Annotated in this window: 28 protein-coding genes and 3 pseudogenes; 12 read left to right on the plus strand and 19 right to left on the minus strand. The window is 44.9% G+C overall.

All coding sequences use genetic code 11. The features are described from left to right. Positions 1-27: 27 nt before the first annotated feature. The 4 genes from K333_RS11825 to K333_RS13535 are packed head-to-tail and all read left to right on the plus strand — an operon-like array spanning position 28 to position 2,208. Positions 28-1,245 (plus strand): transporter substrate-binding domain-containing protein, encoded by a 1,218-nt coding sequence (locus K333_RS11825; protein WP_244870404.1) that lies wholly within the window; start codon positions 28-30, stop codon positions 1,243-1,245. Between the two features lie 27 nt (positions 1,246-1,272). Continuing rightward, positions 1,273-1,476 carry a hypothetical protein gene (locus K333_RS0103380; protein WP_024989281.1) on the plus strand — a complete coding sequence of 68 codons (204 nt, stop codon included), beginning with the start codon at positions 1,273-1,275 and terminating at the stop codon, positions 1,474-1,476. Positions 1,477-1,487: 11 nt separating this feature from the next. After that, a complete protein-coding gene (locus K333_RS0103385; protein WP_024989282.1) occupies positions 1,488-2,060 on the plus strand; it encodes a sugar O-acetyltransferase in 573 nt (190 codons plus the stop codon). A gap of 13 nt (positions 2,061-2,073) precedes the next feature. Then, positions 2,074-2,208, plus strand: a complete 135-nt coding sequence (locus K333_RS13535; protein ID WP_262498676.1) for a hypothetical protein — start codon at positions 2,074-2,076, stop codon at positions 2,206-2,208. A 393-nt stretch (positions 2,209-2,601) separates the two neighbouring features. Here the strand turns inward: K333_RS13535 and K333_RS0103395 are convergent, their stop codons facing one another. Genes K333_RS0103395 through K333_RS0103415 form a run of 5 tightly spaced genes read right to left on the minus strand, consistent with a single transcriptional unit; the run spans position 2,602 to position 8,955 of the window. Beyond that, positions 2,602-3,795 carry a glycoside hydrolase family 3 protein gene (locus K333_RS0103395; RefSeq protein WP_051230852.1) on the minus strand — a complete coding sequence of 398 codons (1,194 nt, stop codon included), beginning with the start codon at positions 3,793-3,795 and terminating at the stop codon, positions 2,602-2,604. A 3-nt stretch (positions 3,796-3,798) separates the two neighbouring features. After that, positions 3,799-4,524: a M15 family metallopeptidase gene (locus tag K333_RS11830; protein ID WP_244870405.1), complete on the minus strand. Its 726-nt coding sequence runs from the start codon at positions 4,522-4,524 to the stop codon at positions 3,799-3,801. 49 nt (positions 4,525-4,573) lie between these two features. Next, the gene (gene preA, locus K333_RS0103405; protein WP_036889054.1) at positions 4,574-6,028 is read right to left on the minus strand and encodes an NAD-dependent dihydropyrimidine dehydrogenase subunit PreA; all 1,455 of its coding nucleotides are present in this window, start codon (positions 6,026-6,028) and stop codon (positions 4,574-4,576) included. Positions 6,029-6,064: 36 nt separating this feature from the next. After that, positions 6,065-6,493, minus strand: coding sequence for a cupin domain-containing protein (locus K333_RS0103410; protein ID WP_024989286.1), 429 nt, complete (start codon positions 6,491-6,493; stop codon positions 6,065-6,067). Between the two features lie 59 nt (positions 6,494-6,552). After that, positions 6,553-8,955 carry a TonB-dependent receptor gene (locus K333_RS0103415; RefSeq protein WP_024989287.1) on the minus strand — a complete coding sequence of 801 codons (2,403 nt, stop codon included), beginning with the start codon at positions 8,953-8,955 and terminating at the stop codon, positions 6,553-6,555. 961 nt (positions 8,956-9,916) lie between these two features. Between K333_RS0103415 and K333_RS12860 the strand changes: the two are divergent. Next, positions 9,917-10,015, plus strand: a pseudogene (locus K333_RS12860) (type I restriction-modification system subunit M N-terminal domain-containing protein); the annotation flags it as partial. A 124-nt stretch (positions 10,016-10,139) separates the two neighbouring features. Here the strand turns inward: K333_RS12860 and K333_RS0103420 are convergent. Next, a complete protein-coding gene (locus tag K333_RS0103420) occupies positions 10,140-10,913 on the minus strand; it encodes a ZIP family metal transporter (RefSeq protein ID WP_024989288.1) in 774 nt (257 codons plus the stop codon). A gap of 257 nt (positions 10,914-11,170) precedes the next feature. Here K333_RS0103420 and K333_RS13540 point away from each other — a divergent pair, with 257 nt between their 5' ends. The 6 genes from K333_RS13540 to K333_RS13080 all read left to right on the plus strand — a co-directional run bounded on the left by K333_RS13540 (position 11,171) and on the right by K333_RS13080 (position 13,783). After that, positions 11,171-11,380, plus strand: coding sequence for a hypothetical protein (locus tag K333_RS13540; protein ID WP_262498677.1), 210 nt, complete (start codon positions 11,171-11,173; stop codon positions 11,378-11,380). 5 nt (positions 11,381-11,385) lie between these two features. Further along, positions 11,386-11,826 (plus strand): MarR family winged helix-turn-helix transcriptional regulator, encoded by a 441-nt coding sequence (locus K333_RS0103425; RefSeq protein WP_027452334.1) that lies wholly within the window; start codon positions 11,386-11,388, stop codon positions 11,824-11,826. Positions 11,827-11,875: 49 nt separating this feature from the next. Next, the gene (locus K333_RS0103430; protein ID WP_024989289.1) at positions 11,876-12,301 is read left to right on the plus strand and encodes a DoxX family protein; all 426 of its coding nucleotides are present in this window, start codon (positions 11,876-11,878) and stop codon (positions 12,299-12,301) included. 8 nt (positions 12,302-12,309) lie between these two features. Further along, the gene (locus K333_RS11835; RefSeq protein ID WP_051230854.1) at positions 12,310-12,558 is read left to right on the plus strand and encodes a nitroreductase family protein; all 249 of its coding nucleotides are present in this window, start codon (positions 12,310-12,312) and stop codon (positions 12,556-12,558) included. Continuing rightward, positions 12,533-12,661, plus strand: a complete 129-nt coding sequence (locus tag K333_RS13545) for a nitroreductase family protein (RefSeq protein ID WP_262498678.1) — start codon at positions 12,533-12,535, stop codon at positions 12,659-12,661. The genes K333_RS11835 and K333_RS13545 overlap by 26 nt, the downstream gene beginning before the upstream one ends. A gap of 915 nt (positions 12,662-13,576) precedes the next feature. Then, positions 13,577-13,783 (plus strand): hypothetical protein, encoded by a 207-nt coding sequence (locus K333_RS13080; RefSeq protein ID WP_161624550.1) that lies wholly within the window; start codon positions 13,577-13,579, stop codon positions 13,781-13,783. On the opposite strand, the pseudogene K333_RS11845 reads toward K333_RS13080, so the two are convergent. The 10 genes and pseudogenes from K333_RS11845 to K333_RS0103490 form a co-directional block, all read right to left on the minus strand. Further along, positions 13,773-14,396: pseudogene (locus K333_RS11845) on the minus strand (flavodoxin family protein). The gene K333_RS13080 and the pseudogene K333_RS11845 overlap by 11 nt on opposite strands. Positions 14,397-14,495: 99 nt before the next feature. Beyond that, positions 14,496-14,786, minus strand: coding sequence for a hypothetical protein (locus tag K333_RS0103450; RefSeq protein WP_024989291.1), 291 nt, complete (start codon positions 14,784-14,786; stop codon positions 14,496-14,498). A 48-nt stretch (positions 14,787-14,834) separates the two neighbouring features. Then, positions 14,835-16,070, minus strand: a complete 1,236-nt coding sequence (locus K333_RS12875) for a cupin domain-containing carboxymuconolactone decarboxylase family protein (protein WP_244870406.1) — start codon at positions 16,068-16,070, stop codon at positions 14,835-14,837. A 94-nt stretch (positions 16,071-16,164) separates the two neighbouring features. Continuing rightward, positions 16,165-16,656, minus strand: coding sequence for a GNAT family N-acetyltransferase (locus K333_RS11850; RefSeq protein WP_024989292.1), 492 nt, complete (start codon positions 16,654-16,656; stop codon positions 16,165-16,167). A gap of 44 nt (positions 16,657-16,700) precedes the next feature. Continuing rightward, positions 16,701-17,159 (minus strand): annotated as a pseudogene (locus tag K333_RS11855) (SDR family oxidoreductase); the annotation flags it as partial. A 54-nt stretch (positions 17,160-17,213) separates the two neighbouring features. Then, the gene (locus K333_RS0103470; protein ID WP_027452336.1) at positions 17,214-17,858 is read right to left on the minus strand and encodes a flavodoxin; all 645 of its coding nucleotides are present in this window, start codon (positions 17,856-17,858) and stop codon (positions 17,214-17,216) included. 1 nt (position 17,859) lies between these two features. Then, a complete protein-coding gene (locus K333_RS0103475; protein WP_024989295.1) occupies positions 17,860-18,705 on the minus strand; it encodes an aldo/keto reductase in 846 nt (281 codons plus the stop codon). A 17-nt stretch (positions 18,706-18,722) separates the two neighbouring features. Beyond that, positions 18,723-19,886 carry an iron-containing alcohol dehydrogenase gene (locus tag K333_RS0103480; RefSeq protein ID WP_024989296.1) on the minus strand — a complete coding sequence of 388 codons (1,164 nt, stop codon included), beginning with the start codon at positions 19,884-19,886 and terminating at the stop codon, positions 18,723-18,725. A gap of 32 nt (positions 19,887-19,918) precedes the next feature. Next, positions 19,919-20,437, minus strand: coding sequence for a flavodoxin (locus K333_RS0103485; protein ID WP_024989297.1), 519 nt, complete (start codon positions 20,435-20,437; stop codon positions 19,919-19,921). A gap of 7 nt (positions 20,438-20,444) precedes the next feature. Then, positions 20,445-20,879, minus strand: a complete 435-nt coding sequence (locus K333_RS0103490) for a nuclear transport factor 2 family protein (protein WP_027452337.1) — start codon at positions 20,877-20,879, stop codon at positions 20,445-20,447. A 196-nt stretch (positions 20,880-21,075) separates the two neighbouring features. Between K333_RS0103490 and K333_RS0103495 the strand changes: the two genes are divergently transcribed. Beyond that, a complete protein-coding gene (locus tag K333_RS0103495) occupies positions 21,076-21,909 on the plus strand; it encodes an AraC family transcriptional regulator (RefSeq protein ID WP_024989298.1) in 834 nt (277 codons plus the stop codon). 178 nt (positions 21,910-22,087) lie between these two features. Here the strand turns inward: K333_RS0103495 and K333_RS0103500 are convergent, their stop codons facing one another. From K333_RS0103500 to K333_RS0103510, 3 genes are all read right to left on the minus strand, one after another. Then, on the minus strand, positions 22,088-23,431 hold the full coding sequence (locus K333_RS0103500) for an MATE family efflux transporter (protein ID WP_024989299.1): 1,344 nt from the start codon (positions 23,429-23,431) through the stop codon (positions 22,088-22,090). Between the two features lie 81 nt (positions 23,432-23,512). After that, positions 23,513-24,724, minus strand: a complete 1,212-nt coding sequence (locus K333_RS0103505) for a carboxypeptidase-like regulatory domain-containing protein (RefSeq protein WP_027452339.1) — start codon at positions 24,722-24,724, stop codon at positions 23,513-23,515. A gap of 105 nt (positions 24,725-24,829) precedes the next feature. Then, entirely contained in the window at positions 24,830-25,912 is a 1,083-nt protein-coding gene (locus K333_RS0103510) for a 5-methyltetrahydropteroyltriglutamate--homocysteine S-methyltransferase (RefSeq protein ID WP_024989300.1), read from the minus strand. Positions 25,913-25,916: the final 4 nt, after the last annotated feature.

The following is a 25,916-nucleotide window of genomic DNA, read 5'->3' on the forward strand; positions in this document are numbered from 1 at the left end:
AAACAACAATGGAAATAATACTGTGATATGATACGAGAAAGACTAAAAATTTGGCTGATTATAGCTGTCCTGACCATTTGTGGAACAACCTGTTTTGCCTCATGTTCTTCAAATGATGACAACACAACAAAGCAAAGCAACATAACAAATATTGCTGACAAGGTTTGGACTTTCAGTCAAAACCACCCCAACGGATTTACTCTTGACATCCGCACGATGACGGAACCGACTGAAGGAATAGCCGTCAGTTTTGCTGCTACTCAAAACAGCCATTCTTGCGTCCCGTCGGTAGCAAGCGAGCTGAGTTCGAGCATGCGTGACTTGCTCAACAAGGTTGTGCACCATGTCTTGCAGCACGAAGGATATATAGGCGGTTGGTACAACAGTCAAGATGGGCTTTACTATTTCGACAGTACAAAGCTTTTCCCAGAGAATGATCTAAAGGGAGCTATCCAGTTCGGAAAGGAAAACGAACAACATTCCATTTTCATCCTTTCAACCTTAACGAACATTCCCCTCAATGGTAAAGTTGCAGAGATTATTGAACATGGCACTATCCTCATTGGCACTACTGGTGACTACAGACCGCTATCTTTCTGCCAACCTGATGGAGTTTATTGGGGCTTCGATATTGAGGTTGCCACAGAGATAGCAAATAGGTTGGGCGTAAATATAGAGTTCAAAAAGACCTCATGGCCTACGTTGGCAGCCGATGTACTTACAGAGCCTCAGATATTCGACCTTGCTATTGGTGGTATAACTATCACTGACACCCGACGTAAAACAATGCTAATGAGTGACGGCTATCTGGCTAACGGCAAGACCATCCTTTGCAGAGCTTCTGAAGCAGACCGCTACAAGTCGTTGACCGACATCAACAAGCCAGAAGTGACAGTTATGGTAAATCCAGGAGGGCTGAATGAGAAGTTTGCCAACGATAACCTGACTCACGCTAACATCATGATACACCCCAAGAACGAGGAAATTCCTACACTCATTGCTGAAGGTGTAGCCGACGTGATGATAACAGAGATTACAGAGGCACCTTACTATGTGCAGACCGATTCCCGACTCGCTGCCCCACTATTGAACACTCCCTTTACTCACGGTGAGATTGGTGTGCTGATGCAGAAAGGGCAAGAAGATTTGTTGCAGATGGTGAACAATGTCATAAGTAATATGAAGAAAGATGGTTCCCTCCGCAAACTGCATGAGAAGTATGGGCTTGTATATGCCTACAAATAAAGAAATATTAGAATCTATATTGTAAATATGAAACTAAAGAAACGAAAAATCAAATATGCAACCATCTTCTATGTCTGCTGGTTTGCCCTCCTGATATTCCTTGTAGATGGAGTTTTGAAATTTCATACAATGGTTGACTATTTTGGCTCCTACGCATTGGTAGAGATAACCTTATTGCTATTGGTTATTATACCTACGTGGGCTGTTTATAAATTTACAAAAGAACAATAAATCAAAAGATAATGACAATACAAGAATTTCGTGACTATATGGCATCAGGTAAGCCTGTAGTTGGTGGCGGCAAAGTCCACATGATGTTTCATCAGTTGTCGCAGGAGGCACTAAAGATAACTGCCGAGATTAACGGGAAGTATCATACTCCAGAACAGCTACACGCTTTATTGAAGCAGCTTTGGGGACGAGAGTTTCCCAAGACGGTTGGAATGTTTCCACCGTTCCATACCGACTGCGGTAAGAACACCGTCATTGGGGAGCGAGTCTTCATCAACATGGGCTGTAAATTTCAGGATCAGGGTGGTATCACCATCGATGAAGGCGCACTTATTGGACACAACGTCGTGTTGGCAACCATCAATCACGCCCTTGACCCTGCCAGACGTCAGAGCATGAGCTATGCCCCTATTCACATAGGCAAGAATGTTTGGATTGGAGCCAATGCAACAATTCTTGCCGGAGTCACCATTGGTGATGGTGCCATTGTTGCAGCTGGTGCTGTCGTGACAAAGGATGTCGAGGCAAACACGATTGTCGGTGGTGTCCCTGCCAAAGTAATTAAGAAGATTGAAATCGAATAATAAGCAAAAAGGTATGAGACTGAGGATAACGCTAATCTCGCTGATGTTTGCGGCAATGGTACAGGCTCAGGGCATAATCGATGTACATTCACATCTGAACAGCTATCTGGCCAACGTTGGCGGTGGTGTTATGAATGTTACGTTATAAACGCCATTTCAAGGCAATAAAAATGGTTGTTTTTACGTTATAATATAAACTAATGTTATATTGCTGTATATCAGCGGATTATATTTGCAGATAGTAACTTCTGCGTCGGAAAATAGTTTATAATACACTGATTGATAATTAGTTATACTGTATTATTAGAGTATTTCAACAAATTCAATAACTAACTTATTATCAAATACTTGCAAAAATCTGCAAATAAAAATTAGCACATTCTGCGGTAGAAAGTACGAAAAATAGGGGTAAAAATCTGCAAATATCCGATACTCATTTTGGGGGTAGTTGTCACCTGATATTTGCAGATTTTTGTAGATGTTTGCATTGTGCCGATTTTATTATATTATCATGCCTACACGCTATAGTCTCTGATTGTCACTATCGTCCTATTTGCCTCTTCAGTTTCAGTATGCGGCGCACGCTTTGGTCAATGCGCTGTTCGGAGAGCCTGCCGTCTTCCACGGCCTTGACCACGGCATCGAAGGCTTCCACGAAGTTCTGCGGACCCAGCACGATGTCGGCACCAGCCTGGAGCGTACCCACAGCGGCTTCGCCATTGGTGTACTGCTTGGTGATGGCTCCCATCTCCATCGCATCGGTGATGATGATGTTCTGGTAGCCCAGTTCACCGCGCAGTTTGTCCTGCAGGATGACGGACGACATGGTGGCGGGGATGTCAGACCCCGTGACATTAGGCGTGGCGATGTGAGCCGTCATTATCAACTGAGTACCCCATTGGATGCCTGCCTTGAAGGTGATCATCTCGCAGTCCTTCATCTGTTCCCAAGTCTTCAGGCTCTGTGCATAGCCATAGTGCGTGTCTGCCTTGGTGTCGCCATGGCCAGGGAAGTGCTTGATGCAGCCAGTCACGCCGGCATCCTTCAGCCCCTGCAGGTAGTTGACGACCATCGGTGCTGCCACCGCAGGGTCGTCGCTGAAGGCACGGGCACCGATGACGATGTTCTCCGGATTGGTGTTCACGTCGGCCACGGGGGCGAAGTCGATGTCGAAGCCATATCTCCTGAGGTAGGCGCCGATGGTGTTGCCGCAGTGGTAGGCATTCTGCGGGTCACCCGTGGCACCGATGGCGCCCATCGACTCAAACTTCTCCACCTGGAAGTTCTCATTGTTTCCGATACGGGCCACGCGTCCTCCCTCCTCGTCGATGCAAAGCAGCGGTGAGCCGTTTAGGGTGCGTATCTGCGAGATGAATCTGGCCAGCTGCGCTTCGTCCTCGATGTTATGGGCATAGAGGATGATGCCGCCCACGGGGTACTTCTCGTTCACGCCCTGCATCGTGCCGTTCACGGCCTGCAGCTTGATTTTCTTGATGTCGTCTGCACTGTGGTCTATGGTACTGACCAGGTTGAAGTGAATGGTGGTGTCGAGACACTCCGGACGCACGTAGAACAGTTGCCCCACCTTTTCGCGCAACGTCATCTTCTGCAGTTGCGTCTCCACCTCGTCGGTCGGCGGGGTCACAGGGTCATCGTCGTTCGTACACGAGGTGAATATACTTGCGCCGCAGATGAAGAGGATGGCGGCTCTCATCCATAGTTTTACCTGTCTCATCTCTTACTTTAATTGTTTGACTGGGAATGTAAAATAGGTGTCGGGGAAGGGTTCGTCCTTCAGGGTAAAGTGCCACCACTCGGTGTCGAAAGGCTTGAAGCCGTGGCGGAGCATGGCCTGGCGGAGAATCATGCGGTTCTGGAACTGCTCGGGGGTGATGCTGCGCTTAGGCTCAGCAGGAGACTTTGAGTTGTCACCTGTGTACTCGCCCGTTTCAGGATTGCCACAGAAGTCGGGATGGCTCTCTGGGCCGAACCAGTCGAAGGTGCCGCCCATGTCGAGTTCCTTTTCAGTGTTCATGTCGAACAGTGTCAAGTCAACGGTGCTGCCACGCGTATGTCCGCTCTTCAGACAGATGTATTCCTGAGGAAAGAGCACGCTCTTGTCGAGATCGGGATAGAAATAGGGTTTCATCAGCGTGTCGTTGATGTCCTCTGCCCAGCGCACGAAGTGGTCAACGCCTTTCTGCGGACGGTAGGCATCGTAGATCTTCAGGCGATAGCCTTGTGCTTTCACATCATCGCTGACGGCCTTCAGACTGTCTGCAGCCTGCTTGGTGAGCAGTGCCGTAGGCTCCTCATAGCCGTCGATGCGACTGCCCACGAAGTTGTACGTGCCGTAGTAGCGTATCTCCAGGATGGCGTCGGGCACAACATCGGTAATAGTTACAAACTGACTTGTATCTTCCTCAATACAGATCTTAGTGTTCTTCTTAGAACATGACTGCATGAAAAGACATAATGTTAATAGATATAATATATTCTTCATTGTTTTATGATTATAAGTTTTTTTTTATTATTCTTTTACATACGCTTATAGCTCCTGTTGGACAGACGAGGCGGCATAGGTGACAACCTACGCATTTGAAACCTATAATATGGGGTTCACGGGTGGCTGTGTCGAAAGTGACAGCCTGATGACCTCCGTCCATACAAGAAATATAGCAGCGGCCACAGCCGATACATAGGTCTCGAACAATCTTTGGATAGACGATGGTATCACGATCAAGGTTATTGGGTTTAAAAAATTTCGGCAACTGTTCGCCAACCAAATGTTGTAACTGTGTGATGTTGCGTTTTGCCATATAGCGCTGAAGACCAAGTGTTAGGTCATCTATGATTCGATAGCCATACTGCATGACTGCAGTGCACACCTGAACGTTTGTACAGCCAAGTTGGATGAATTCTAAGGCATCCCGCCAAGTCTCAATGCCGCCTATACCACTGAGGGATGTATGCGAGAGGGCTTGTGCCAGTTCCAAAATGTGACGTAGGGCAATTGGTCGTACAGCACGACCTGAATACCCAGAGATGGTGCGCTGTCCTGCTACTTCAGCCTCGGCAGCCATCGTAACGCTTTTTATGGTGTTGATGGCAGAAATTGCATCGGCACCAGCCTCTACTGCGGCTACTGCAGGTTCGGCAATATGTGTGATATTAGGTGTCATTTTGGGGATGACAGGTATGCTCACACTTCGTTTTACACAAGCGGTATATTTCTTTACTAGTTCCTGACTTTGTCCAACATCGCTGCCCATGCCCTTGTGTTTCATCTGAGGACATGAAAAGTTCAGTTCTATCGCATCACAACCAGCCTCCTCGGCCTTTTTGGCCAAACAAATCCACTCTTCCTCATTCTGTCCCATTATAGAGGCTATGACTACCTTTGATGGGTAGTCTTTTTTCAATCGGTGAAGAATGTCAAAATCGAGATCTACAGGATTCTCGCTCAGTTGTTCCATGTTCCGGAATCCATAGAAATCACCGTGTGTGTCATTGTTATGCATTGCGTCGAAACGTGGTGACACTTCCTTTATTTCCTGCATACAGATGGTCTTATAGAATACACCTGCCCATCCAGCCTCGAAAGCACGGCTAACCATATCGTAGTTGGTACAGACAGCCGACGAGGCCAGGAAGAATGGGTTCTCACAATGAATACCGCAGAATATGATATGAAGATCTGGATAGTTGCTGTTGTCCACATCGTCTTGGCTGATGTTATGCAGTATTTCCTTGATATTGATAGAACCGCCTGAGTGAATGCACACTTGTTCTGCTCGCTCTAAATCTTCGTCGCTGCAGTCTTTTACCCATTGCAGTGCGGGCTTACTGTTGTCGAAACGTATGGCACGAATAGCACGTGCAGGGTCGCCTGTCCTGCAGGCTTGAGTGCATGGGGCATCTTCGCACAACAGGCAGCGGCTTGCTTCTTCGTAGATATTCAATTTCATAGCAATCTTGTTATAATGATACTTTTATTTAGTTCACTATAGTGGAATCTCGGGATGCTGTACGGCAAGTGGTATGCCTTTTTGTGCAAGGTAAAACATATAGAGGATGACTGGTTCCTTGCCTCGGTTTTCGCCGTGATGAATGGTATTTACCATTTCAACTACAGCTTCACCTTCATGCACAACCTTCTTTTTGCCGTCTTGTCCGATGATGGTAAGTTCACCTTGCACCAGTATGCCGTAGTTCATTACGGGATGATGATGCCAGCCCAGTTTCTTACCTGCGGGGAACACGTATTTCACAGCCACCAGTTCGGGGCGCCCTTGCAGATAGTCGGGCAGCTCCACACCATCCCAGCTTTGAGAGGTGCGGAGAAGTTCTGTGCTCACAACATTCTGTGTTTCTTTGTTTTCTTGTACTTTTGCCTCCTTACACGATGTTATGCCGTAAATTAAGGCTATCATACAGCAGATAAGTATGTTTTTATGTGTCATAGCTATTTCTTATTTTATGTAATTTACTATTAGAAGTCAAGACGATAGAAGATATTTGGCAATGAGACGCCGCCTTTGTCTGTGCGCACATCGAGAGTGCCCAAATCGAAACGCTGGAACATTGGAGTCTTGGTTCCCAGAATGTTAAGACCTTCGAAAGCAATAGTGTGACTTACTTTCCGTTTGTTGATTTTATAGCTAACGGTAAGGTCAATGATGCTTGTGGGATCGAAATGCTTTGAAAAAGCCTCATTATCCTTGTATATAGGATTGTCGTCGATGATACCTGCAGCTACATTTGCACGCATTTGCTCTACGTCGATAGGTGTATAGCGTAAACCGCCTTGGATAGAGTATTTTGCGCTGACATTGAGTACGTTCTTACCCAACATCCATTCTTTACCACCCAGTATTTTGAACATAAAGCCACGATCGTAGAGTTGGTTGCGCCATACCTTGTCTTCGCCCCTATATTGTGACTTATAGAGAGAAAAGTTTGTCTGTCCGAAGAATCCATGACTCATATAGTGTTCAAGGGTGATGTCGCCGCCATAGTTGCGAGTATTTCCTTTGTTTTCAAGCGGTTCGTCGGTGTAGAAGAAGTAGCGGTTCGTTACACAATATGTGCTGCCGTTAATACCTACTGGAGTATTGAATCCATATTCATAGTAGGCATTCATGCGCAATGTAAGATTGCTGTTGAATTTATGAATGTAGGTGGCATGCAGATGATGTGCCTTGCTCAATCCCAGATCTTTGTTTACCAGATTTCCTTGTGCATCGCGATAGAAGTAGGCATCAAGTTTTTCCACCATAGAATGCAGGCCATAGCCCAGTGATAAACTGTTTTTATCGTTAGCATCCCACTTTATGCTGATGCGAGGCTCTATTGACAGATCTTTTGAGAGCAGGAAGTAATTCCCAGAAATACCAGCCGAAAGGCTTAGATGATTGTTTATTGTGAAAAGGTTCTGCCAGAACACGTTTGCCAAGCCTGTGTTGTCCTTCATATTGGTGTATTCTTGCATGGTGTTGACTGGTGCATAGACCTTATCAGCAGAGCGATATGTGAGATTGAAGAAACGATGAGAGTATCCGCCACCAAATTGAGTAAGCCACTTGTCTGTAAGCTGTTTCGACAGTTCTGTGTTAAACTGCAATCGGTCTTCGTTCATCTTTTGGTTGCTGAAGAGATATTTCTTCTCGGGTTCTTCATACGCCAGTGGCTGTTTGAGGACGTCATTATCAGAACGCATAAGTCCGTAGTAATATGTGTCACTCTTTAGGTGCTGCATGTTATAGGCTGCCGTGGTACGCCAACTCCACTTATTGCCTAAGTGAATTTTGTGAGAAATTCCAGCCAACAGTTGTGATACTTTAGCTTCGACGTCAGAAACGTCGTATGCAGAATGTATGTCTTCAAGTTTCATTCGACCATCCCATGTGTTGTCGTGGAAGCCCAGACCGAAAATAGAGAATGTGCCTGCACGTTTGGTTGGGAAATTGAGCTTGATAGAGAAATCTTGGAATTTTACATGTGCTCCGTCTGTGTCTATCAAGTTCAGTTGATCCATTAGCGAAGTGAAACCATAACGATAGTTCACGATGTAGCTACTGTTGTTCTGTCGTGAGATAGGCCCCTCAAGTGTCAACTCCTCAGATATGGTACCTATCTGAAGTATGTTTTCGTGCTTTGAGTTGTTACCCGATCGCATCTTTACGTCGAACACACCGCTCAGAGCATTGTTGTAGTTGGCATTGAAGGTTGAAGTAAAGAAGTCGCTGTTGCCAATGACGTTAGAATTCAGAGCGCTCACCAGTCCATAGCCTGCATTCCAGGTATCGTTAAAGTGGTTTGGGGTAAAAACTTCAATACCTTCTATGCGATACTGCATACGTTCGGGGGCATTGCCATGTATGGAAAGGCCACTTCCGTCAGCTTCGCCTGATACACCAGCAAACGACATTACCAAACGGGCAGGGTCGTTATAACCACCTGCAAATCTACTGGCTTCCTCCATAGAAAGCATCACACCACCTGTCAGTACAGTGGGGTTAACTGTTGCTTCCTTATTGATACGAGGTCGCACAATAACTTCTTTTATTTCATTAGTTCTTTCACGTAGAGTAATGTCAATAACAACTTCTTTTGCGCCAGAAATCATTATTTCTTTCATTAGACTCGGTTCGTAGCCAATGTAGTTTGTTTCAACAGTATAGCGGCCGCCTTGCTTGATATTTATTATATAGTTGCCGTCAATATCTGATACTACAGCAACATTTTCCAATTCAGCAATTCTAACAGTAGCACCTATTAATGGCTCACCAGTAATTGCATCTTTTACTGTTCCTCGTAATGTTTCTGCTTGTACCACGTTTAGGTTGCAGATGATGAGAAGAACGGTGATTATCCAATTTTTCTTCTGTTTCATATATTTATACCTTTAATGATTGTGTATAGAATGTGATGTATATATTAGGAAAAGTGTTGTTTAAGGCTACGAAGAAGTAATTTATTCGCAAAGATAGTTTTTTTTAGAATTAATGATGTTATTATTTTTTACTTTTATTAAATAATCTTGTATATATACTTTGTCTTTCCCTTATTACAGCTATACTACAACCATACTATTACAAGGCTATTGGTTCGATTGTTGTCCGTTTGTTGTTCGCTAAATGAACGGACAACAAACGGACAACAATAGGAGGAAGATTATAGGAATTGTATTGTAGAGGTATAGTAAGAGTAGTGCTTTATTTATTCCATTTCTGTTATTTCTCGTAGGTAACAGGTAGGTTACTTGCATCTACCTGTCTGTAGACTGGTTGTTCTTTGCCATGAAAAATGCATTTTAGAATGAAACAAGGAATTGAAATTTAATATTTATGCAGAATTTGGGGCCAAATAGACAGTTTTAAGCAACAGACTACAATCTGGAGGGTTAAAATGACCGAATGAATTTGCTCCAAATCACCGAACAATACTTTGCTAAATAACCAAGCAGAAGAAAGCCAAATGACCAATTGAGCATAAAATTAGGCATCAAGCAAACGGAGTATTTCAATAAAACTTTTGCTGTCTGCCATACATGCTTATCTATCATAATGAGAAAGAGTTTAAGACTTCCAATAGTTCGAAGTGGCAACGGGGAAGAAGAATAGTGTCGTATCTAACGGACATATTTGACACAATAAAATAGGCAAACCCTAACCAAGAATTCAAAGAAAAAAAAGTTCGCATAACAAGACCAAAAGATGCAATTGCCGTCAAAAAAAAGAGAGACCAGCTTGATAATACACTTCATGGTTTAGTTTATTCCCATATTATATATCCATAATCCAAACTAAACTTACTATTCCGATGAGAATTTAGCACAATAATTTGAGGAGAAAATATGGAGAGCAGCAGACAAACTGTGTGGCAACCTTGATGCCTCGGAGTATAAAGGTGTCGTGCTGGGTCTTATCTTCCTGAAGTATATCAGCGACAGAATTCTCTTTCCAAACTGCGCCATGACGCTGGGCAGCTTCACAATCGACTCCTTGCCAAAAATAAAGCGAGTCGGAGTCATATAATCAAAGTTCTGCATATTTGCATTATTTTCATCACCTATAACTATAATATCACATCAAGCAACATCATAAGAGCAAAGCCTACAGCAAAAAGAATGGTACTCAGATTAGTATGCTCACCACTACTGGCTTCGGGTATCAATTCCTCCACAACCACATAGAGCATTGCTCCTGCAGCAAAAGCCAGCATGTAAGAGAGCATAGGAACAAACAGGGTTGCCAGCAGGATGACAAGAATCGCTCCTAAAGGCTGAGCAATACCACTTAAACATCCCAACAAAAAAGATTTTGTACGTGTCTTGCCCGATGTACGCATTGGAATAGAGACGATAGCACCCTCAGGTACATTCTGAATGGCAATGCCAAGTGACACAACGAGTGCACTGGCAACACTAATGTCAACGCCCTCCTGCCCTGCTCCAGCCAGAACAACACCGATAGCCATGCCTTCTGGAAAATGATGAATTGTAACTGCAAGCATCAACATTGTAGTACGAGAAAAACTTGAACGCAGGCCTTCTGGCTGTGTTGTGCCAATATGCAGATGAGGGGTTAGCATATCAATAAGTAAAAGAAAGCCAATGCCTAACAGAAATCCTACAACAGCAGGCATTACGGCCCATTTAGAATCGCCCTGCATCTCAACAGCTGGTAACAACAACGACCAAAATGATGCTGCCACCATAACACCAGCCGCAAAACCAAGCAGTGACTTTTGTAGCAAGCCCGACATCTCTTTTCCTGTCAGAAACACCACTGCCGAACCAAGAACAATGCCCAACATCGGCACTAAGAGTCCAATAACTATCGTTTCCATTGCATGTTATTTCTTCATATTTCTGTCGCAAAGATATGAAATATATCAATACATTGCAATACCAAGAAATAGTGTATTATTAATTAATAACAAATATCGCACACGATTTATCGTTAAAGTTGCTTAAAGATTAAATTAAATCGCTTGCGACATAAAATACTATTTCTATATTTGCAGCAGAAATATCGCAAGCGACATATCTACAGTTTCAAATAAAGAACAGCAATAATGCAGAAAACAATTCAAAATTATTAGGTATGACAAGAATTTATGATTTCAAAGCTTTAACGAGCAAAGGTAAAGAATTAGATTTTAAGCAGTTTGAAGGCAAAGTACTTTTAATAGTAAACACAGCCAGCAAGTGTGGTTTCACCCCTCTATCAAGCGCTACGCTCCTACTACAGCTCCAAAGGACTTTGAGAAGGACGTTGAAGCTATGCTTTTCTAAACTCAATTATAGAAATTAAGATTTATGCACGCAGAATTACAACTCGACAATCAGATTTGTTTCCGTTTATATACAGCAAGTCGACTAATAACACAGGCATACACACCGATGCTGACTGAACTGGGCATCACCTATCCACAGTATCTGGTGCTGATGGTGCTTTGGGAAAAAGACAATCAGCCTGTAAACGACATTGCCCATCGTCTGCAGTTAGAGACTAACACCGTCACGCCCCTACTCCAACGCATGCAGAAACAAGGAATTATTAGCCGAAGAAAGGGAGAGCACGACAAGCGCCAGCAATTTGTCAGTCTCACAGAGAAGGGTCTCGAGATGGAAGAACAAGCATACCAGCTTATTCCTGCAGGTATAGGCAAACAACTCTCTGCCTGTCCGCTTCAAATAGATGATTATCAGCAACTCGCAGAAAAATTAGACACAATTATTGAAACATTAAAGAAATAATTGAAATCTTTGAATTAAGAAGCAAAACATAGAAAATAACATAAACATTATGAAGTATTTAAAATTCTGTTTCCGTTTACTGCTGGGTCTCTTTATGACCTATGCAGGTTATAGCCATCTTACTCATGCACGTCAGGAGTTTGTGGCTCAAGTACCAGTGTGGCTGCAGTTCAGTACAGACTTCACCGACTTTATTGTTCTTGCATCAGGTGTGGTGGAAATTTGCCTCGGACTTAGCATGTTATTCCTCTATAAAAAGAAAGCACTTGTTGGAGCATTGCTCGCACTTTTCTATGTGCTCATATTCCCAGGCAACATAAATCAATACGTAAACCACATTGATGCCTTTGGACTTGATACCGATCAGGCACGTCTTATACGACTGTTCTTTCAGCCTGTTCTCGTTTTCCTTGCCCTATGGTCAACAGGTGGTTGGAACTATTGCAAGAAACTATATTATAAATATAAAAAATAAATAACAATATGACAATACAAGAAGCTATTGAAGCCCGCCACAGCGTAAGGGCATATAAAAGTCAACCATTAACCGACAAAGTGGTTAAAGTGCTGAACGATAAAATTGCAGAAATCAATAAAGAAGGTAGCCTGCACATACAGCTAATCCAGAACGAGCCAAAGGCATTCTTGGAAAGGCTGGCTAAATATGGAAAGTTTCGTAACGTCACAAACTATTTGATAATAGCAGGTGAAAAATCCGACGGACCTGAATGAACGTGCTGGCTACTACGGAGAACAACTGGTTCTTTTAGCCCAGACATTGGGACTTAACACCTGCTGGGTAGGACTCAGCTACTCAAAAGTGCCAGGAACATAATTCATCAGGATTCATGCCTGTACCACACGCACATTCCAATACATTATCGTCAGAAGAAATTTTATCTGCAATCTTCCTACACATTTTTCGATTAACCTTACCATTATATAGGTTTTCGAAAAGTTCATAATAATTCGATACTAGATCCCAAAACATAAATACCCTTTTTATTTGATGCAAAATAAAGATTTTCTTGCTACAACTTGGTTGCAAAAAGTCATATCCCATATATAATGGCATTCATTTCTATAAAAACAAAACTTATAGAAACAAATTATAGCCTCTTCAGATCCCGAACGATTTCCGAAGACATCCCGAAGAAAAAATTTTATAATCTTTAAACTTTAATATGACAACTGTTAAAAGAAATCGTGCACAGTTTTGTGCTCCTTCTAGAACATATGGGAAACTTTTAGACTCTCAAAAATATGGAGAATCAACTTCTAAAAGCTGAATTTCTGAATGAAGTTAACTTCATCGGCTTACGAAGTTAACTGAATAAGCTCACGAGAATAGATATGGCGAGCTACGTAGTTAACTGAGCAAGCCGCTATTTTCTGTATATTTTGATGACAGGACTAAATATCAAGATTATAACCATCTAATAATCAGCCAGTTGCGATTCCGTTATAATTTCAATATTCATAACCAGCCCGTCATAATTTCTAAATTCGCGAATTATGAGCACCTTTTTAAGAGTGAAAATTTAGGAATGAAAGGTTCGTTAAACTTTCGTGAATTCAACTAGCAAGTGCAAATTTACGATATTTTTTCGTAAAAGCATTCTGCAGGTGTCAAGAAGTTCTATTTTCTTTTGCTCTCATGTTAATCTTGTGCATTACTTTTGTCATGTATTGATGTGAATAATTAGCCATAATAGTCCCTTTCGATATGTATTGCCTAATGAGTCCGTTCATGTTTTCTATAGTAGTTCAGCGTGCCGTTGGCTATAGATTGGATATAAACCTATTTCGGCTGGCGCATCCCTGTCATGTGGGTCAGTACGAATTCATCGGCATGAACATAATTGAGCGTTATCGTATCCTTGGCAATCATCGCCAGATACATCTATTTATAGAGTGCTTCTATCTGTTGCTTATCATCCATCTTTTTATCGGATAAAGTTCGTTGCAATACGTGTGGGGGCTGTCTCTGGCAGTCCGACAGCCTCGCGCTCACGGGCAATGGCGCGGATAAGGAAAGCCATGTTGCGACCCAGAACGCGCATAGTCTGTAGTCCTTCTTCATCTTTCATTACTTCTTCAGGGTTATTACCATGCACGGCATTCCAGTAGCGACTTGCGACCACAGGCATCTCGCCGTGTAGGAAATACTTATTCAACTGGTCGAGCGTCGCTGTCGTACCCATCCTGCGGGCAGAAACCACAGCCGCTCCTACCTTGAACCGCTTCTCAAACGAGGCAGAAAAGAACAATCGGTTGAGGAATGAGATAAGCGTTCCGTTAGGCCCTGCATAATAGACGGGTGATCCGATGACCAGTCCGTCGGCTTCCTCCAATTTCTTGGCCACCTCATTGACCATATCATTATTGAAAACACAACGTCCTTACTCCCGGCACTTATAACATCCGATGCATCCGCGGATATCCTTATGTCCTACGTGGACGACCTCCGTCTCAATCCCGTTCCGCTCCAGCTCCACTGCCACGATGTCGAGTGCCGTGCGGGTACAACCATGTGCATGTGGGCTTCCGTTAATCAGTAATACTTTCATCTGCTAATATACTTTTTGTTTTCTCAATTATCTGGGTTTATTTTGTTATCTTTGAGCCTCCAAACACCTCTGACATTGGAGTATGATGGAGGGCGTTGTCTATCTCAGTAAACTCCGCATCGGTGAGTTGAACCTCAGAGGCATCGTGCGAAGCATCCATGCCAGTGAAATCTGGGCCGGGGATGCATCTTTTTCTTCTGCGAAACGACGGATGAGAGCCAACAACTGGGCATTGGCATCATAGTTGCGGAACTGCGGCATGACGGTGCGATAGTCGGTAGCAGCATCGAACTGCGTGTAAAGACCATCGCACTCAGGATAGAGCCACTTGGAAGGGGTGAAGCCCATGAAGCGCAACTGCATGGCATGGGTATGTCCGCTGAGCGTCAAAGGAATTAGTATGTTGCCTTAAAATATTGCAAATCGCAGGTGAAACATCTATTGTTTCTTTGCTGCTTCTACCTCTCGGATGCAGTTGAGGGCATTCAACGTGCGTGGATAGCCGATGAAGGGGAGGTTCGAGGAGATGACAGCGATAAGGAAGTTCTTGTCGTTGCCAACATGGTAATTACCGTTGATATGTCCCTTTAGCTGTGGCTCGCAACCACCCTGCGCAGCAAGGAAACAAAATGTGATCAGTTCGCGGAACTTCATATCCAAGCCTGTGCGGGTGTAGTAGTCACCGAAGCAGTTGTCGGCTAGCCAATGGTTGATGTGGCGGCTGTCTTCGGGACCAGACTTCCAGAAGTCGCGCATACCCTCTCCGAAACAATCGACCTGTGCCTGTGCGCCAGCCTCGCGACGATTCTCCTGGGTGGTCTGTGCCTGCGGAGGCAACGGCAGGGCAATGCCGCGCTGGTCGAAGATTTCGTTGGTGGCCTTCAGGAAAGGAAAGACGCGTCCGATGCCGAGATAGGCCGTAGCCTGATAAACGATTTCCTTCACCTCTACGGGTGTTACGCCCATATTAAGCGCAGCAGGTAGCAAAGCACGGAATTCATCAATACCCTGACAGCCGAGCAGTGTAGCCAAATAGCAGATGAAGCGGGTGTGGTCGTCAAGTTTGTCGGATGTCTGCTTGATTACCTCATCGAATGCGAAGTTGTCAAAACGCTCGATAAACTCAGGGTCGGTACGCTTAAAGTCCGACTTGTAGCCGGGAAACATCCGTGCATGGTATTCCTCTGCTGATGAGGTAATCTGTGGGGCATTGCTGCCTGGCAGTTTTTCATATTCTTTATCCACAACGGGCTCGAGCCATGTGGTGGATGATCCATCCTCAACTTTCGTCATATAGGTCAGATGCTGAAACCACGAATCCTTGGCAGCTCCATGCCAGTGCTTTGCCTCGGCAGGAATGGCGATAACCGTGCCAGGACGCATCTCCTGAGGCTCCTTGCCTTCCTCGACATACCAGCCACGACCTGCGACGCAGACGAGCACTTGCACCGACTTGTGGTGAATGTGCCAATTGTTACGGCAGCGAGGCTCAAAGGTTACGTTCACTGGGCCACCGTTCTGTGCATCGAGCGGAGCCAGATAACTGTTGCCGATGAAATACTGGGCGAATGCTGTGTTCAACTCACCTTTCGGCCATACGTTAAAATCAACTTCCTGTATCATATTTTCTTTCAATTTTATTGTTTCCTGTGCTTCAACCCCAATGTAGAGCATCAAAGCGAGAACTGTTAGAATTGCTTTCATCTGCTTACATATTTTATGCTGTCATGAATGAAAACATCCCCCAGACTAATCTACGTAGCAACCGTCAAGGGCATAATTCTTTATGCGATTGCACGTCTGTCCGCAGTTCCATCAGTATATCACAACGCTCATAGGAATTGTCAATCAGCGGTATTTCCTTGAATCCAAGTTTGCGATACAAGGCAATAGATGCTTTAAGATGAGTATTGCCTTCAAGGAATATACGCTTCACGCCGTGACTGCCGGCGTAGTCCAACAGAGCATTGCCAAGTTGGAGACCTATGCCCTTTCCCTGTACATTTGGCGAGACTGCCATCTTTGCCAGTTCATGAGAATCTTTCTCGGGATGTGGAATCAGTGCACAACAGCCGACAACCGTTTCCTCGTCATCGACAGCCAGAAAGATTTGTCCGCCACGACCGATGATGTATTCTTCGATATGAGCAAAGGTCTTCAAGTCTGACTCCTCCAACTTGAAATACGCCTCTATCCACTGTCGGTTTAGACGGATGAAATCCTGCTTATATTGTGGCTTGTATGTTATTATCTTTACCATATATGGAATAAATATGCGTGCTAAGTTACATGATTTCCAATCATTTAATGTGTTGCTTTCAAATATTGCAAATCACCATACCAATAGCTGGCTGTGCAACCGCCATCAATGAGCATGTCTGCACCACTGATAAAACGACCACGCGAGGACATCAGAAACTCTGCGAGATCGCCAACCTCGTCTGGTGTTCCTGCACGACGGGCGGGCATTCCTTCAATCATCTTCAGATAACCCTCCTTGCGAGGGCCATGAAGTTCATCATTGGCCAGCGGTGTGATAATGATACCTGGAGAGATGGAGTTAATGGTAGCTCCGCGACGACCCCAGCGGGTTGCCTCGTACATTACACGAAGCACGTTGCAACGCTTCGAATACTGGTAGGCCTTCAGCGTATCATCGATGGTCTTCAGGAACGGCAGTTCCAATAGTTCTTCTACTGGTGGCGTGGCCAATGCCTCGTTCTGTTCCTGCGGTAATGCGGGCAGACGGTGACCGCTCTGCGAATAATGGCCTGGCCAATGCTGCCAGCACCAACTAATACTGATATCTTTCTCATCTTAGAATCCTATTTTTTTAAGCCACTTTTCTACTCGTTCCTTACCATTGCGCACATCGTGTCCGTACATGGAGAACTCACCTGTAACGTTCGCATTAGGATAAGCCTTCTTCACGTCCTTCACACAACTGCCAAGACCAGAGCCCTCATGCGTAGTGAAGGGAATGATAGTCTTACCGTTCAAATCATACTTCGAGAAAAAGGTAAACATCACCTGCGGATAGGTCCCCCACCACACAGGGCCACCGATAAAGATGGTATCATACTGGCCGATATTTTCCACAGTTCCCTCGAATGGAGGCAGTTCACCATTCTTCTGCTCTTCCTTGGCTAACTCCGTGAGCGGTGCGTAGGCCATACCATCGTACTTGTGGGTGACAATTTCAAACTGGTCAGCACCAATAATCTCGCTGATGTAGTCAGCCACAATCTTCGTGTTACCCACCTTGATATTGCCCACGCTGTAGTTGTCACCGGCATGCGAGAAGAATACGATGAGTGTCTTGCCATCCTTTTTCACAGTTTCGGTCTGAGTCTCTTCCGAAGCAGGTTCATTGACGCTTGCTTCATTCTTTTTTGTTCCGCTGCATGCTGTTGACACCAGCATACATAGGGCTGATGCCAAGATATATTTCATTACTTTCATTTTATCCGTATGTTTCAATCAAATACTTCACAAACTGGGGATCGCTAAAGTTGATGGTACCCGTGTCATGCTGGTTCATGGTGGCAATCTGTGCCATCTCTTCATCTGTCAATGAAAAATTAAAGATATCGAAATTCTGAGCCATGCGCTCCTTGTGTGTACTCTTGGGAATAGCCACGATACCACGCTGGGTGAGCCAACGAAGGGCAACCTGTGCTGCACTCTTGCCATACTTAGCTCCGATGCCAGCCAGTTGTTCACTCTTCACGATACTATCGACACCCTGTCCACCAAGCGGCCCCCATGCCATCATCTTCGTGCCAAACGCAGCATGTATAGGCTCGATGCCTGTCTGCTGTATGAGCGTATTACACTGTAGTTGGTTCACCATCGGCTTCACCTCCACATAGTGTGCGAAGTCGAAGAAACGGCCTGCCTGGAAGTTGCTCACACCAATGGCGCGAACCTTCCCGTCGCGATAGGCCTTCTCCATAGCCCGCCACGTGCCAAACACATCGCCGTAGGCTTGATGGATAAGCAGCAGGTCAATATATTCTGTCTGCAACTTGCGCAGGCTCTCATCGATGCTCTTAGCCGCTTTTTCCTCGCCTGCATTCGAAATCCAGACTTTTGTTACTAGGAACAAATCCTCACGCTTCTGTCCACTCTTGCGCCAGGCATTACCCACCCCTTCTTCATTAAAGTAGGCCTGTGCCGTATCAATAAGACGGTAACCAACGCTAAGCGCATCCGTCACACAGCGTTCACACTCTTCAGGCGACACCTGAAAAACGCCATAGCCCAACAGGGGTATCTCCACACCGTTTGATAATCTGAATGTCTCCATATCGTTCAGTTGTTTGTTTACAGACTTGCCATCAGAATCTCCTTGATGTCCTGCTCGGTCAAGGAAACATAAGCATTCTCAAGACCTTCGTTCACAGCAATGTGGTGGGCCATCTCGTCAATACGGCTGTCATCGATGCCGACCTCACGCAGGTGCATTGGGATATTGATGCTCTCAAAGAACTTATAAGTAGCGTCGATGGCCTTCTCGGCAATCTCCTGCTTAGGCAGTGAGGCATCGATACCAAACACGTTGATGCCGTACTTCACGAAGCGTGGCAGTGTGCGCTCATTGAGAATATGACGCATCCAACGAGGCGTGATAATGGCAAGACCTTCGCCGTGGGTAATGTCGTAATAGGCACTTAGGGCATGTTCAATGCCGTGACATGGCCAACCTGACTGGCTATTGCCAAGGGCCAAAATACCGTTGCAGCCATAGGTACAACAGAGCATCATCTCAGCACGAGCGGTATAGTCCTCTGGATTCTCCAAACATTTGCGACCGTTCTCCATCAGACTGCGCAGCATCGATTCGCAGAAACCGTCATTGAGCAGCGTAGAGTCGGCCACGAAGTACTGTTCGATTGTGTGGTTCATTGCATCGGCAATACCTGCAGCTGTCTGCTTCTTCGATACGGTGAATGTATAGACGGGGTCGAGAATAGAAACGGCAGGAAACAGATGTGGGTCGAGATAACCGATTTTGTCGTTGGTCTCTGTGCGTGAGATAACGCCTCCACAATCGTATTCTGACCCCGTAGCGGCTAGAGTGATGATATCGACAATAGGCAGGGCTGCCTGCGCCTTTACCTTATAAGAAATCAAATTCCATGGGTCGCCGTCGTATTTGGCACCAGCAGCGATGGCTTTCGAGCAGTCGAGTACGCTGCCACCACCCACAGCAAGGATAACGTCGATATTGTGTTCCTTGCAGAGGCGCACGCCATCAAGCACGCTTGGGTCATATTTAGGATTGGGTTGAATGCCAGAGAGTTCCACGATGTCATAGCCTTCCAGCAGTTCCTTCACGCGGTCATAAAGACCTATTTTTTTAATGCTTCCACCACCATAAGTGAGGAGAATTTTCTTACCAAACTGCGCCATGACGCTGGGCAGCTTCACAATAGACTCCTTACCAAAGATAAGTCGCGTCGGGGTCATGTAATCAAAGTTCTGCATAGTCGTATTGTTTATCTTATTAGTAATCTGTTTTATTTTGCTAATTCAGCTATTTCTCTTGCCTCGCGGTCTGCGTTAGCAGCCTCTGCCCCATGAATGGGTGTGCCATCGATGACGTAAGCCGTGGGACAAAGTTTCTTGATGAAGCGGACACTACTGCCCATACCACTGCCCTCATTGGTGCAGTATGGAATAATGGTCTTGCCAGTGAAGTCATACGACTCCAAGAACGTGTAACATACCATCGGCATCGTACCCCACCAGTTGGGATAGCCGAGGATGATGGTGTCGTATTCATCGATGCTCTCCAGAGGATTCTTTACTTCTGGGCGAGCCTGTTCACGTAACTCCTGCTTGGCTTCCTCGATGCAGGTCATATAGTCCTTTGAATATTCGTAAGTCGTGTCAATTTGGAATACATCGGCATCAGGCAGCAGATCCTTTATCTTTCCTGCCACAACCTCAGTGTTTCCCTGTTTCAAATTCTTTATGCTTCCGTTCACGTAGTTCTCTCCACGACGAGAGAAATATGCTATCAATACTTTTGCCATATTCTTTTTATCCTAAAGTCTGATTGGTTGACCACTCAAAATACTGCTCGCGCTCTGCAATCCACCAGCGACCGTCTATCTTCACATACTTATCGTAGTAGCGAACTGCATGAGTTGTCAGTACGTCTTTACCCTCCTGCTCTGTTACCAACGTAGCAAGTGCGTAGCAGGTTCCAGTAGCGTGGGTCTCGTCCACAAAGTCAACGTTCTGCTGGCCATTCATGTGGAACGATACTTTGGCTGCGCCGAATGCCTTGTACTGGCGAATCATATCCTGTACATCGGTTGCCGACATGCCCAGCTTACCGCCGAAATAAACATTCAGCTTGATGTCGGGACGGAAAATATCAACGTAGCAGTCCTGATTATTCTTGTCACTCTCTGTTGCGTAGAAGTCTACTAATGCCTTCAACTCCATGCGATCTTGCATTCTGAAATCCATTGTTCTAATCGTTTTAAAGTTTGAACTTCGTTCGAACCTGCTTTCGCTCGGAAAAGTTCGAATAGTATTCGGCTCTTTGCTCGCTTAATCGCAGCTTTCACGGTGCAAAGATACGATGATTCTTTCATACAATTGTTTCACAAAAAGCGTCACGATTTTCACTTTTTGCATAATTCGTTTGTTTATATTAAAAATAATGTGTAATTTCGCAACCATGGAGGTAGATTTTCAATATTCCAATGACTTCTACGCGATGAACGAGAAGGAATTGAGCCATACCTGCATACACCTGTTGTGCACGGCTGGCGAGGGCAGTTTTGTGTTCAATGAGCATTGCTATCACATCAAGAAGAACGACTTGGTAGTGATACCCTACCCCGACAACGTAAGTAACCTTGCGGCACACAGCGACCTGCAGGTGGAATGGTTTGCGGCTGACTATAAGTTTCTACAGAACCTGCTGCCATCGAACAACTACAGCATCGGAGGTAGCATCTCGTTGAACCAAAACCCAGTCATCAAACTTACCGATGAGCATGTCTGCCATCTACTATGCGACTTCCATAGGATTCGTGAGCGTATGGGCGACCGCCATCTGCAGTTCTACCGCGAACTGATGGGCAGTCTCTGTCTAACTATGATGTACGACATATTTGAGGCCCATGCTCAACGCGACACCACAGACACCCAAACCGACCGCACGGCCTATATCGTGAAACAGCTCATGGCTCTGCTTGCTACTGGCATCAGTCGCACAGAACGAGACGTTAGCTATTATGCAGAGCGCTTGAATGTGTCACCCAAATACCTATCTGCCACCATCAAACGGGTGACTGGTCACACCGTTACCTCCTACATCGACCGCCACACCGTGCCCATACTGAAAGACTATCTCGACGACGAACGCCTGTCGCTCACCCAGATAGCCGAGCGTATGAATTTCGCCTCGCTCTCGTACTTCAGTCGCTACTGTACCAAGCACCTTGGCCTATCACCCAGCGAGTACCGCAAAAGCCTACAGCCGAAATAGACTATTTGAGTCTTTTGCTTCATCGGGAATTTTTGTGCGCTATTTATCATTAAATTTATTTAAAGATTTAGAGAAATTGCTTGCGATATGAAATACTATTTTTATTCTTGAAACAAGAAATATCACACAATATATCAAGTATCCCTTGTAAAAGGTGGCAATCATATATCGGATAAGATTAGAATCGCGCAAATGCCTTTCTACTCTGCCAAATATATACGGGAACCATCAACAGAACGGTAAAGATCCACGAGATAGGATATATCATCATCAGATGTTGGAAACCTGTCCATACAGGAACGATGGTGAATATCCATACCAGACGGAACACGCACGTACCAAATATCGTGATCAAGGCTGGCTCCATGGAATGACCCAAGCCTCGCATGGCAGATGCCGGTATCTCGTAACCTGCTGCCATCCATTGAAACCACAAAACCGTAGACATACGAAGCATGGCATATCGCGCCACCTCGCGGTCTTCGGAGAAGATGGAAACGAAACTATCGGAGCCTAATATGAAGAGTAGATTTCCTGCTAGACAGGCTAACGCTCCACCTCCCAAACAGATCCAAAAGATACGTTTGCAACGGTCTATGCGACCGGCTCCATAGTTTTGTCCCACGAAGGTTACGGCCGCACTATTAAAACCTACCATCAAGAAATAGCAATAGTAGTCGAACATCTGACTGATGCTTGCCCCGGCGATAGCCGAAGAACCATAGGTATTGATGCTCGTCTGTACAAACACATTACTAAGTGAGAATACCATGGTTTGCAAACCTGCCGGTATACCTATCTGAAGAATGCGCTTTACCTCTTGTCGGTCTAAACTCAGATATCGCCATCGAAGTCGGAAAGGCATCTTTTCGTGCTTCAACAAATATATGATTACGACGGCACTAAATAGGTTGGCTATACCTGTGGCAATAGCAACTCCGGCCACACTCATCCGAAATACGATAACAAACAATAGGTTGAGCATGGCGTTGATAACTCCCGCTATGACAAGGATATATAGCGGTCGCTTGGTATCGCCTTTACTTCTCAATATCGAAGCTCCAAAGTTGTAGACCATAAAGCAAGGAACTCCTAGGAAATAGATTCTCAGATAGAGTACGGCATCATCCAAGATATTCTGCGGAGTCCCCATCCACTCCAAAACAGGACGCGCTATGGCCAATCCCACCATGAGCATGATGCATCCACACACCAAAGCGATTACCATCGTGCTGCCCACAGCTTTTCGGATGCGCTTACCATCACGTTGGCCTATCAGATTGGCGATGACCACATTAGCTCCTATCGAAATTCCTAGAAAAAGATTAAGCATCAGGTTGATGAGAAACGTGTTGGCCCCTACCGCAGCAAGGGCTTCGCTCGATGCAAAGCGACCTACGACAGCAACATCCACGGAATTGAACAACTGTTGCAAGATGCTACTTACCGCAAAAGGGAGCGCAAAACTCATGATCTTGCCCAACAGAGGACCGTGAAGCATATCTATCCGATTCTTATCCATAACCTTTTTCCTTACAATCTTATCGACTGCAAAGGTACGGATTTCTCGTCAATTCTATTCCGTTTCGTTGCCCAAATTTGTTTATTTTCCGCGCTTCATAAATTTCTTGATGCCATTGAGCAAGTTTTCTGTTGGGGCTATGATATTATATTTCTGCCAGAAATCTGCATCACCAAAATATTCGGGATGGTCATAAAGAGATTCTTGTTTACGAAAACTGTCTTTTCCCTTAATCGGCTTTATACCATCAACTTTCACGTCTGTTACTACCATTTCTGAGGTTACCCGATAGCCTGCCGAGAACAATCGTCGTTTCCAATCGCATTTAAAGGCAATATCCGAACGGATATAGCCCAAAAAGAGTTTTCCATAACTGTCCGGGCGATAGTTCAACTGAATATTCAAATACTGGGGTTTAAACCTCACACCTACAGGCTTTCGTTGCAACATAAAGCGCTCTGCCTTATTACGATCCTTCATATCCAATTGCAAGTTGACTTGTCGGATAGCCATCGACTCCGTATCGATATAGAAATCTCCCCAAAGTAGAGCCTCATCGGTCACGCGATAAGGTTTTATCGTCACGATAACCTCACTTCTGCCATCTGTTGTCATAGGAGCAGGCCTCATCGAAAACTTATATTGCGAAAGAACGACATCATTCAACAAATAATCTCGGTTCTTCACGATATCGAGGATCAATGGAGTCGTAGGACCACCTGCTATCTTAGCTCCCAAGGTATCATTAGCCTGCGTGGAAATCAATCGACGCGCCTTGCCAATAGCCACTTTATCAAAGTCAATACCGCAGTCTGTCGCCATCTTATACATCTGCATCACAGCCTCAGCAACATAGATAAACCGCCTACCCTTGCACGTCGTCTCGCGATAAAAGCAATCATACAATTGTGGTTGCATCACATAATTCTTCGGAATATTCTGAATGGCAATCTTCAAGACATCCTCAGCATCAGCCACCAACACATCTTGTAGCATCACAGCCTTAGAGTGTAGGTGGATGCTGAGTTCTGTCTTTTCTTCAATCTTAAGTACCTCCGAAAGATAACCTAGATGTGATACAGTAACGGTACGTGTCTTCTCCGGCACGTTCAAGATAAAATCCCCGTTCTCATTGGAAACCGTAGCTGTATGCCCATCATCTGCGATAACCGAGGCAGCCTTGATATCGTGCCCTTTCTCATCGCTTATATGCCCTCTGATAGTCTTCACATTCTGTGCTCCTATCATCAAACTACAGATGCAGAATATCATCAGCGCTATCCACTTTCTCATAAGCTTATGTTTTTGAGTATCACCGAATTATGTTCTTTTCTGCATCAAATATAAATATTATTTCTTATATCTCCACGTTTTTCTACTTATTTTTATGTTTTTCGTTTATCGGGCGGGCCATACTTCATCTGCAATCTCGCGAACCAGACGAAGTTTATTCCATTGTTCCTCTTGGGTGAGTTTGTTACCTATGGCACAAGAAGCAAAACCACATTGAGGAGAAAGTGAAAGTCGATTGAGCGGAATATATTGAGCAGCCTCATGGATGCGATGGATGATATAGGATTTATCCTCCAATTCCGGACGCTTGGTGGTGATAAGTCCGAGGACGACATGTTTATCGTCACTTACCTTACTCAAGGGTTCAAAACCTCCTGAACGTTCATCATCATACTCTAGATAGAGGACGTCTACTTTCTCTCGCGCAAACACCCAGTCGGCTACTGAATCGTATGCTCCACTATTAAACCAGGTAGAATGGTAATTGCCACGGCAGATATGGGATGCTACAACTAAGCCTTCGGGACGACCCTCTAAAGATAAATTGTTGACAGTAAGTAAAAGGTCCTTGACTTCATCGAGATTAGTACTTAGACTGGCGTATCGTTGGGCTGCTGCCTCGCCAACAATAGCACCCCAAGTACAATCATCGAATTGCAGATAACGACCTCCTATCTCATAGAATTGGCGAATGAAATCACGATATACGAAAGCGATGTCGTGTATCAAATCTTCGAAATCAGGATAAATCGCACGTGTGGAGGAATAATTCTGAGGAATGATGAGTTGTTGGAAAAATTGTGCCGGAGCAGGAATCGTAAGTTTGGCGATACTCTGAGCATCCTCATATTGTTGGGTACGTCTGAAGGCCTCTATGAAAGGATGAGGCTGGGCGGTAAGTTTACCGGTAAGATAGACCCGTTCGAGTTGGGCTTTCTCCCCGTTAAAAATAACGTCTCCTCCACGCTCATGGGCAACACCTCCAAATCCCCAGAAGAAATCTAGATGCCAATAGGTTCTATTGAACTCACCATCCGTAATAATATGATAACCTAATTGTTTCTGTTTCTCTATCACCTCCGCTACATATCTGTCACAATTACTTATACTAAGATCAGATGGACGAAGAAAACTTCCCACGAAATCGGCTCTCTGAGGAACCTCTACACCTTTGATAAATTTTGTCATTTGA

Origin of the sequence: Segatella albensis DSM 11370 = JCM 12258 (assembly GCF_000426565.1) — a bacterium.
Taxonomy (GTDB): domain Bacteria; phylum Bacteroidota; class Bacteroidia; order Bacteroidales; family Bacteroidaceae; genus Prevotella; species Prevotella albensis.

Excerpts from the sequence above, each read along its gene's own strand:
- K333_RS11825 (WP_244870404.1), top strand. The coding sequence starts at position 28 with ATGATACGAGAAAGACTAAAAATTTGGCTGATTATAGCTGTCCTGACC.
- K333_RS0103380 (WP_024989281.1), top strand. The coding sequence starts at position 1,273 with ATGAAACTAAAGAAACGAAAAATCAAATATGCAACCATCTTCTATGTC.
- K333_RS0103385 (WP_024989282.1), top strand. The coding sequence starts at position 1,488 with ATGACAATACAAGAATTTCGTGACTATATGGCATCAGGTAAGCCTGTA.
- K333_RS13535 (WP_262498676.1), top strand. The coding sequence starts at position 2,074 with ATGAGACTGAGGATAACGCTAATCTCGCTGATGTTTGCGGCAATGGTA.
- K333_RS0103395 (WP_051230852.1), bottom strand. The coding sequence starts at position 3,795 with ATGAGACAGGTAAAACTATGGATGAGAGCCGCCATCCTCTTCATCTGC.
- K333_RS11830 (WP_244870405.1), bottom strand. The coding sequence starts at position 4,524 with ATGCAGTCATGTTCTAAGAAGAACACTAAGATCTGTATTGAGGAAGAT.
- preA (WP_036889054.1), bottom strand. The coding sequence starts at position 6,028 with ATGAAATTGAATATCTACGAAGAAGCAAGCCGCTGCCTGTTGTGCGAA.
- K333_RS0103410 (WP_024989286.1), bottom strand. The coding sequence starts at position 6,493 with ATGATAGCCTTAATTTACGGCATAACATCGTGTAAGGAGGCAAAAGTA.
- K333_RS0103415 (WP_024989287.1), bottom strand. The coding sequence starts at position 8,955 with ATGAAACAGAAGAAAAATTGGATAATCACCGTTCTTCTCATCATCTGC.
- K333_RS0103420 (WP_024989288.1), bottom strand. The coding sequence starts at position 10,913 with ATGGAAACGATAGTTATTGGACTCTTAGTGCCGATGTTGGGCATTGTT.
- K333_RS13540 (WP_262498677.1), top strand. The coding sequence starts at position 11,171 with ATGACAAGAATTTATGATTTCAAAGCTTTAACGAGCAAAGGTAAAGAA.
- K333_RS0103425 (WP_027452334.1), top strand. The coding sequence starts at position 11,386 with ATGCACGCAGAATTACAACTCGACAATCAGATTTGTTTCCGTTTATAT.
- K333_RS0103430 (WP_024989289.1), top strand. The coding sequence starts at position 11,876 with ATGAAGTATTTAAAATTCTGTTTCCGTTTACTGCTGGGTCTCTTTATG.
- K333_RS11835 (WP_051230854.1), top strand. The coding sequence starts at position 12,310 with ATGACAATACAAGAAGCTATTGAAGCCCGCCACAGCGTAAGGGCATAT.
- K333_RS13080 (WP_161624550.1), top strand. The coding sequence starts at position 13,577 with ATGTTTTCTATAGTAGTTCAGCGTGCCGTTGGCTATAGATTGGATATA.
- K333_RS12875 (WP_244870406.1), bottom strand. The coding sequence starts at position 16,070 with ATGCTCTACATTGGGGTTGAAGCACAGGAAACAATAAAATTGAAAGAA.
- K333_RS11850 (WP_024989292.1), bottom strand. The coding sequence starts at position 16,656 with ATGGTAAAGATAATAACATACAAGCCACAATATAAGCAGGATTTCATC.
- K333_RS0103470 (WP_027452336.1), bottom strand. The coding sequence starts at position 17,858 with ATGAAAGTAATGAAATATATCTTGGCATCAGCCCTATGTATGCTGGTG.
- K333_RS0103475 (WP_024989295.1), bottom strand. The coding sequence starts at position 18,705 with ATGGAGACATTCAGATTATCAAACGGTGTGGAGATACCCCTGTTGGGC.
- K333_RS0103480 (WP_024989296.1), bottom strand. The coding sequence starts at position 19,886 with ATGCAGAACTTTGATTACATGACCCCGACGCGACTTATCTTTGGTAAG.
- K333_RS0103485 (WP_024989297.1), bottom strand. The coding sequence starts at position 20,437 with ATGGCAAAAGTATTGATAGCATATTTCTCTCGTCGTGGAGAGAACTAC.
- K333_RS0103490 (WP_027452337.1), bottom strand. The coding sequence starts at position 20,879 with ATGGATTTCAGAATGCAAGATCGCATGGAGTTGAAGGCATTAGTAGAC.
- K333_RS0103495 (WP_024989298.1), top strand. The coding sequence starts at position 21,076 with ATGTGTAATTTCGCAACCATGGAGGTAGATTTTCAATATTCCAATGAC.
- K333_RS0103500 (WP_024989299.1), bottom strand. The coding sequence starts at position 23,431 with ATGGATAAGAATCGGATAGATATGCTTCACGGTCCTCTGTTGGGCAAG.
- K333_RS0103505 (WP_027452339.1), bottom strand. The coding sequence starts at position 24,724 with ATGAGAAAGTGGATAGCGCTGATGATATTCTGCATCTGTAGTTTGATG.
- K333_RS0103510 (WP_024989300.1), bottom strand. The coding sequence starts at position 25,912 with ATGACAAAATTTATCAAAGGTGTAGAGGTTCCTCAGAGAGCCGATTTC.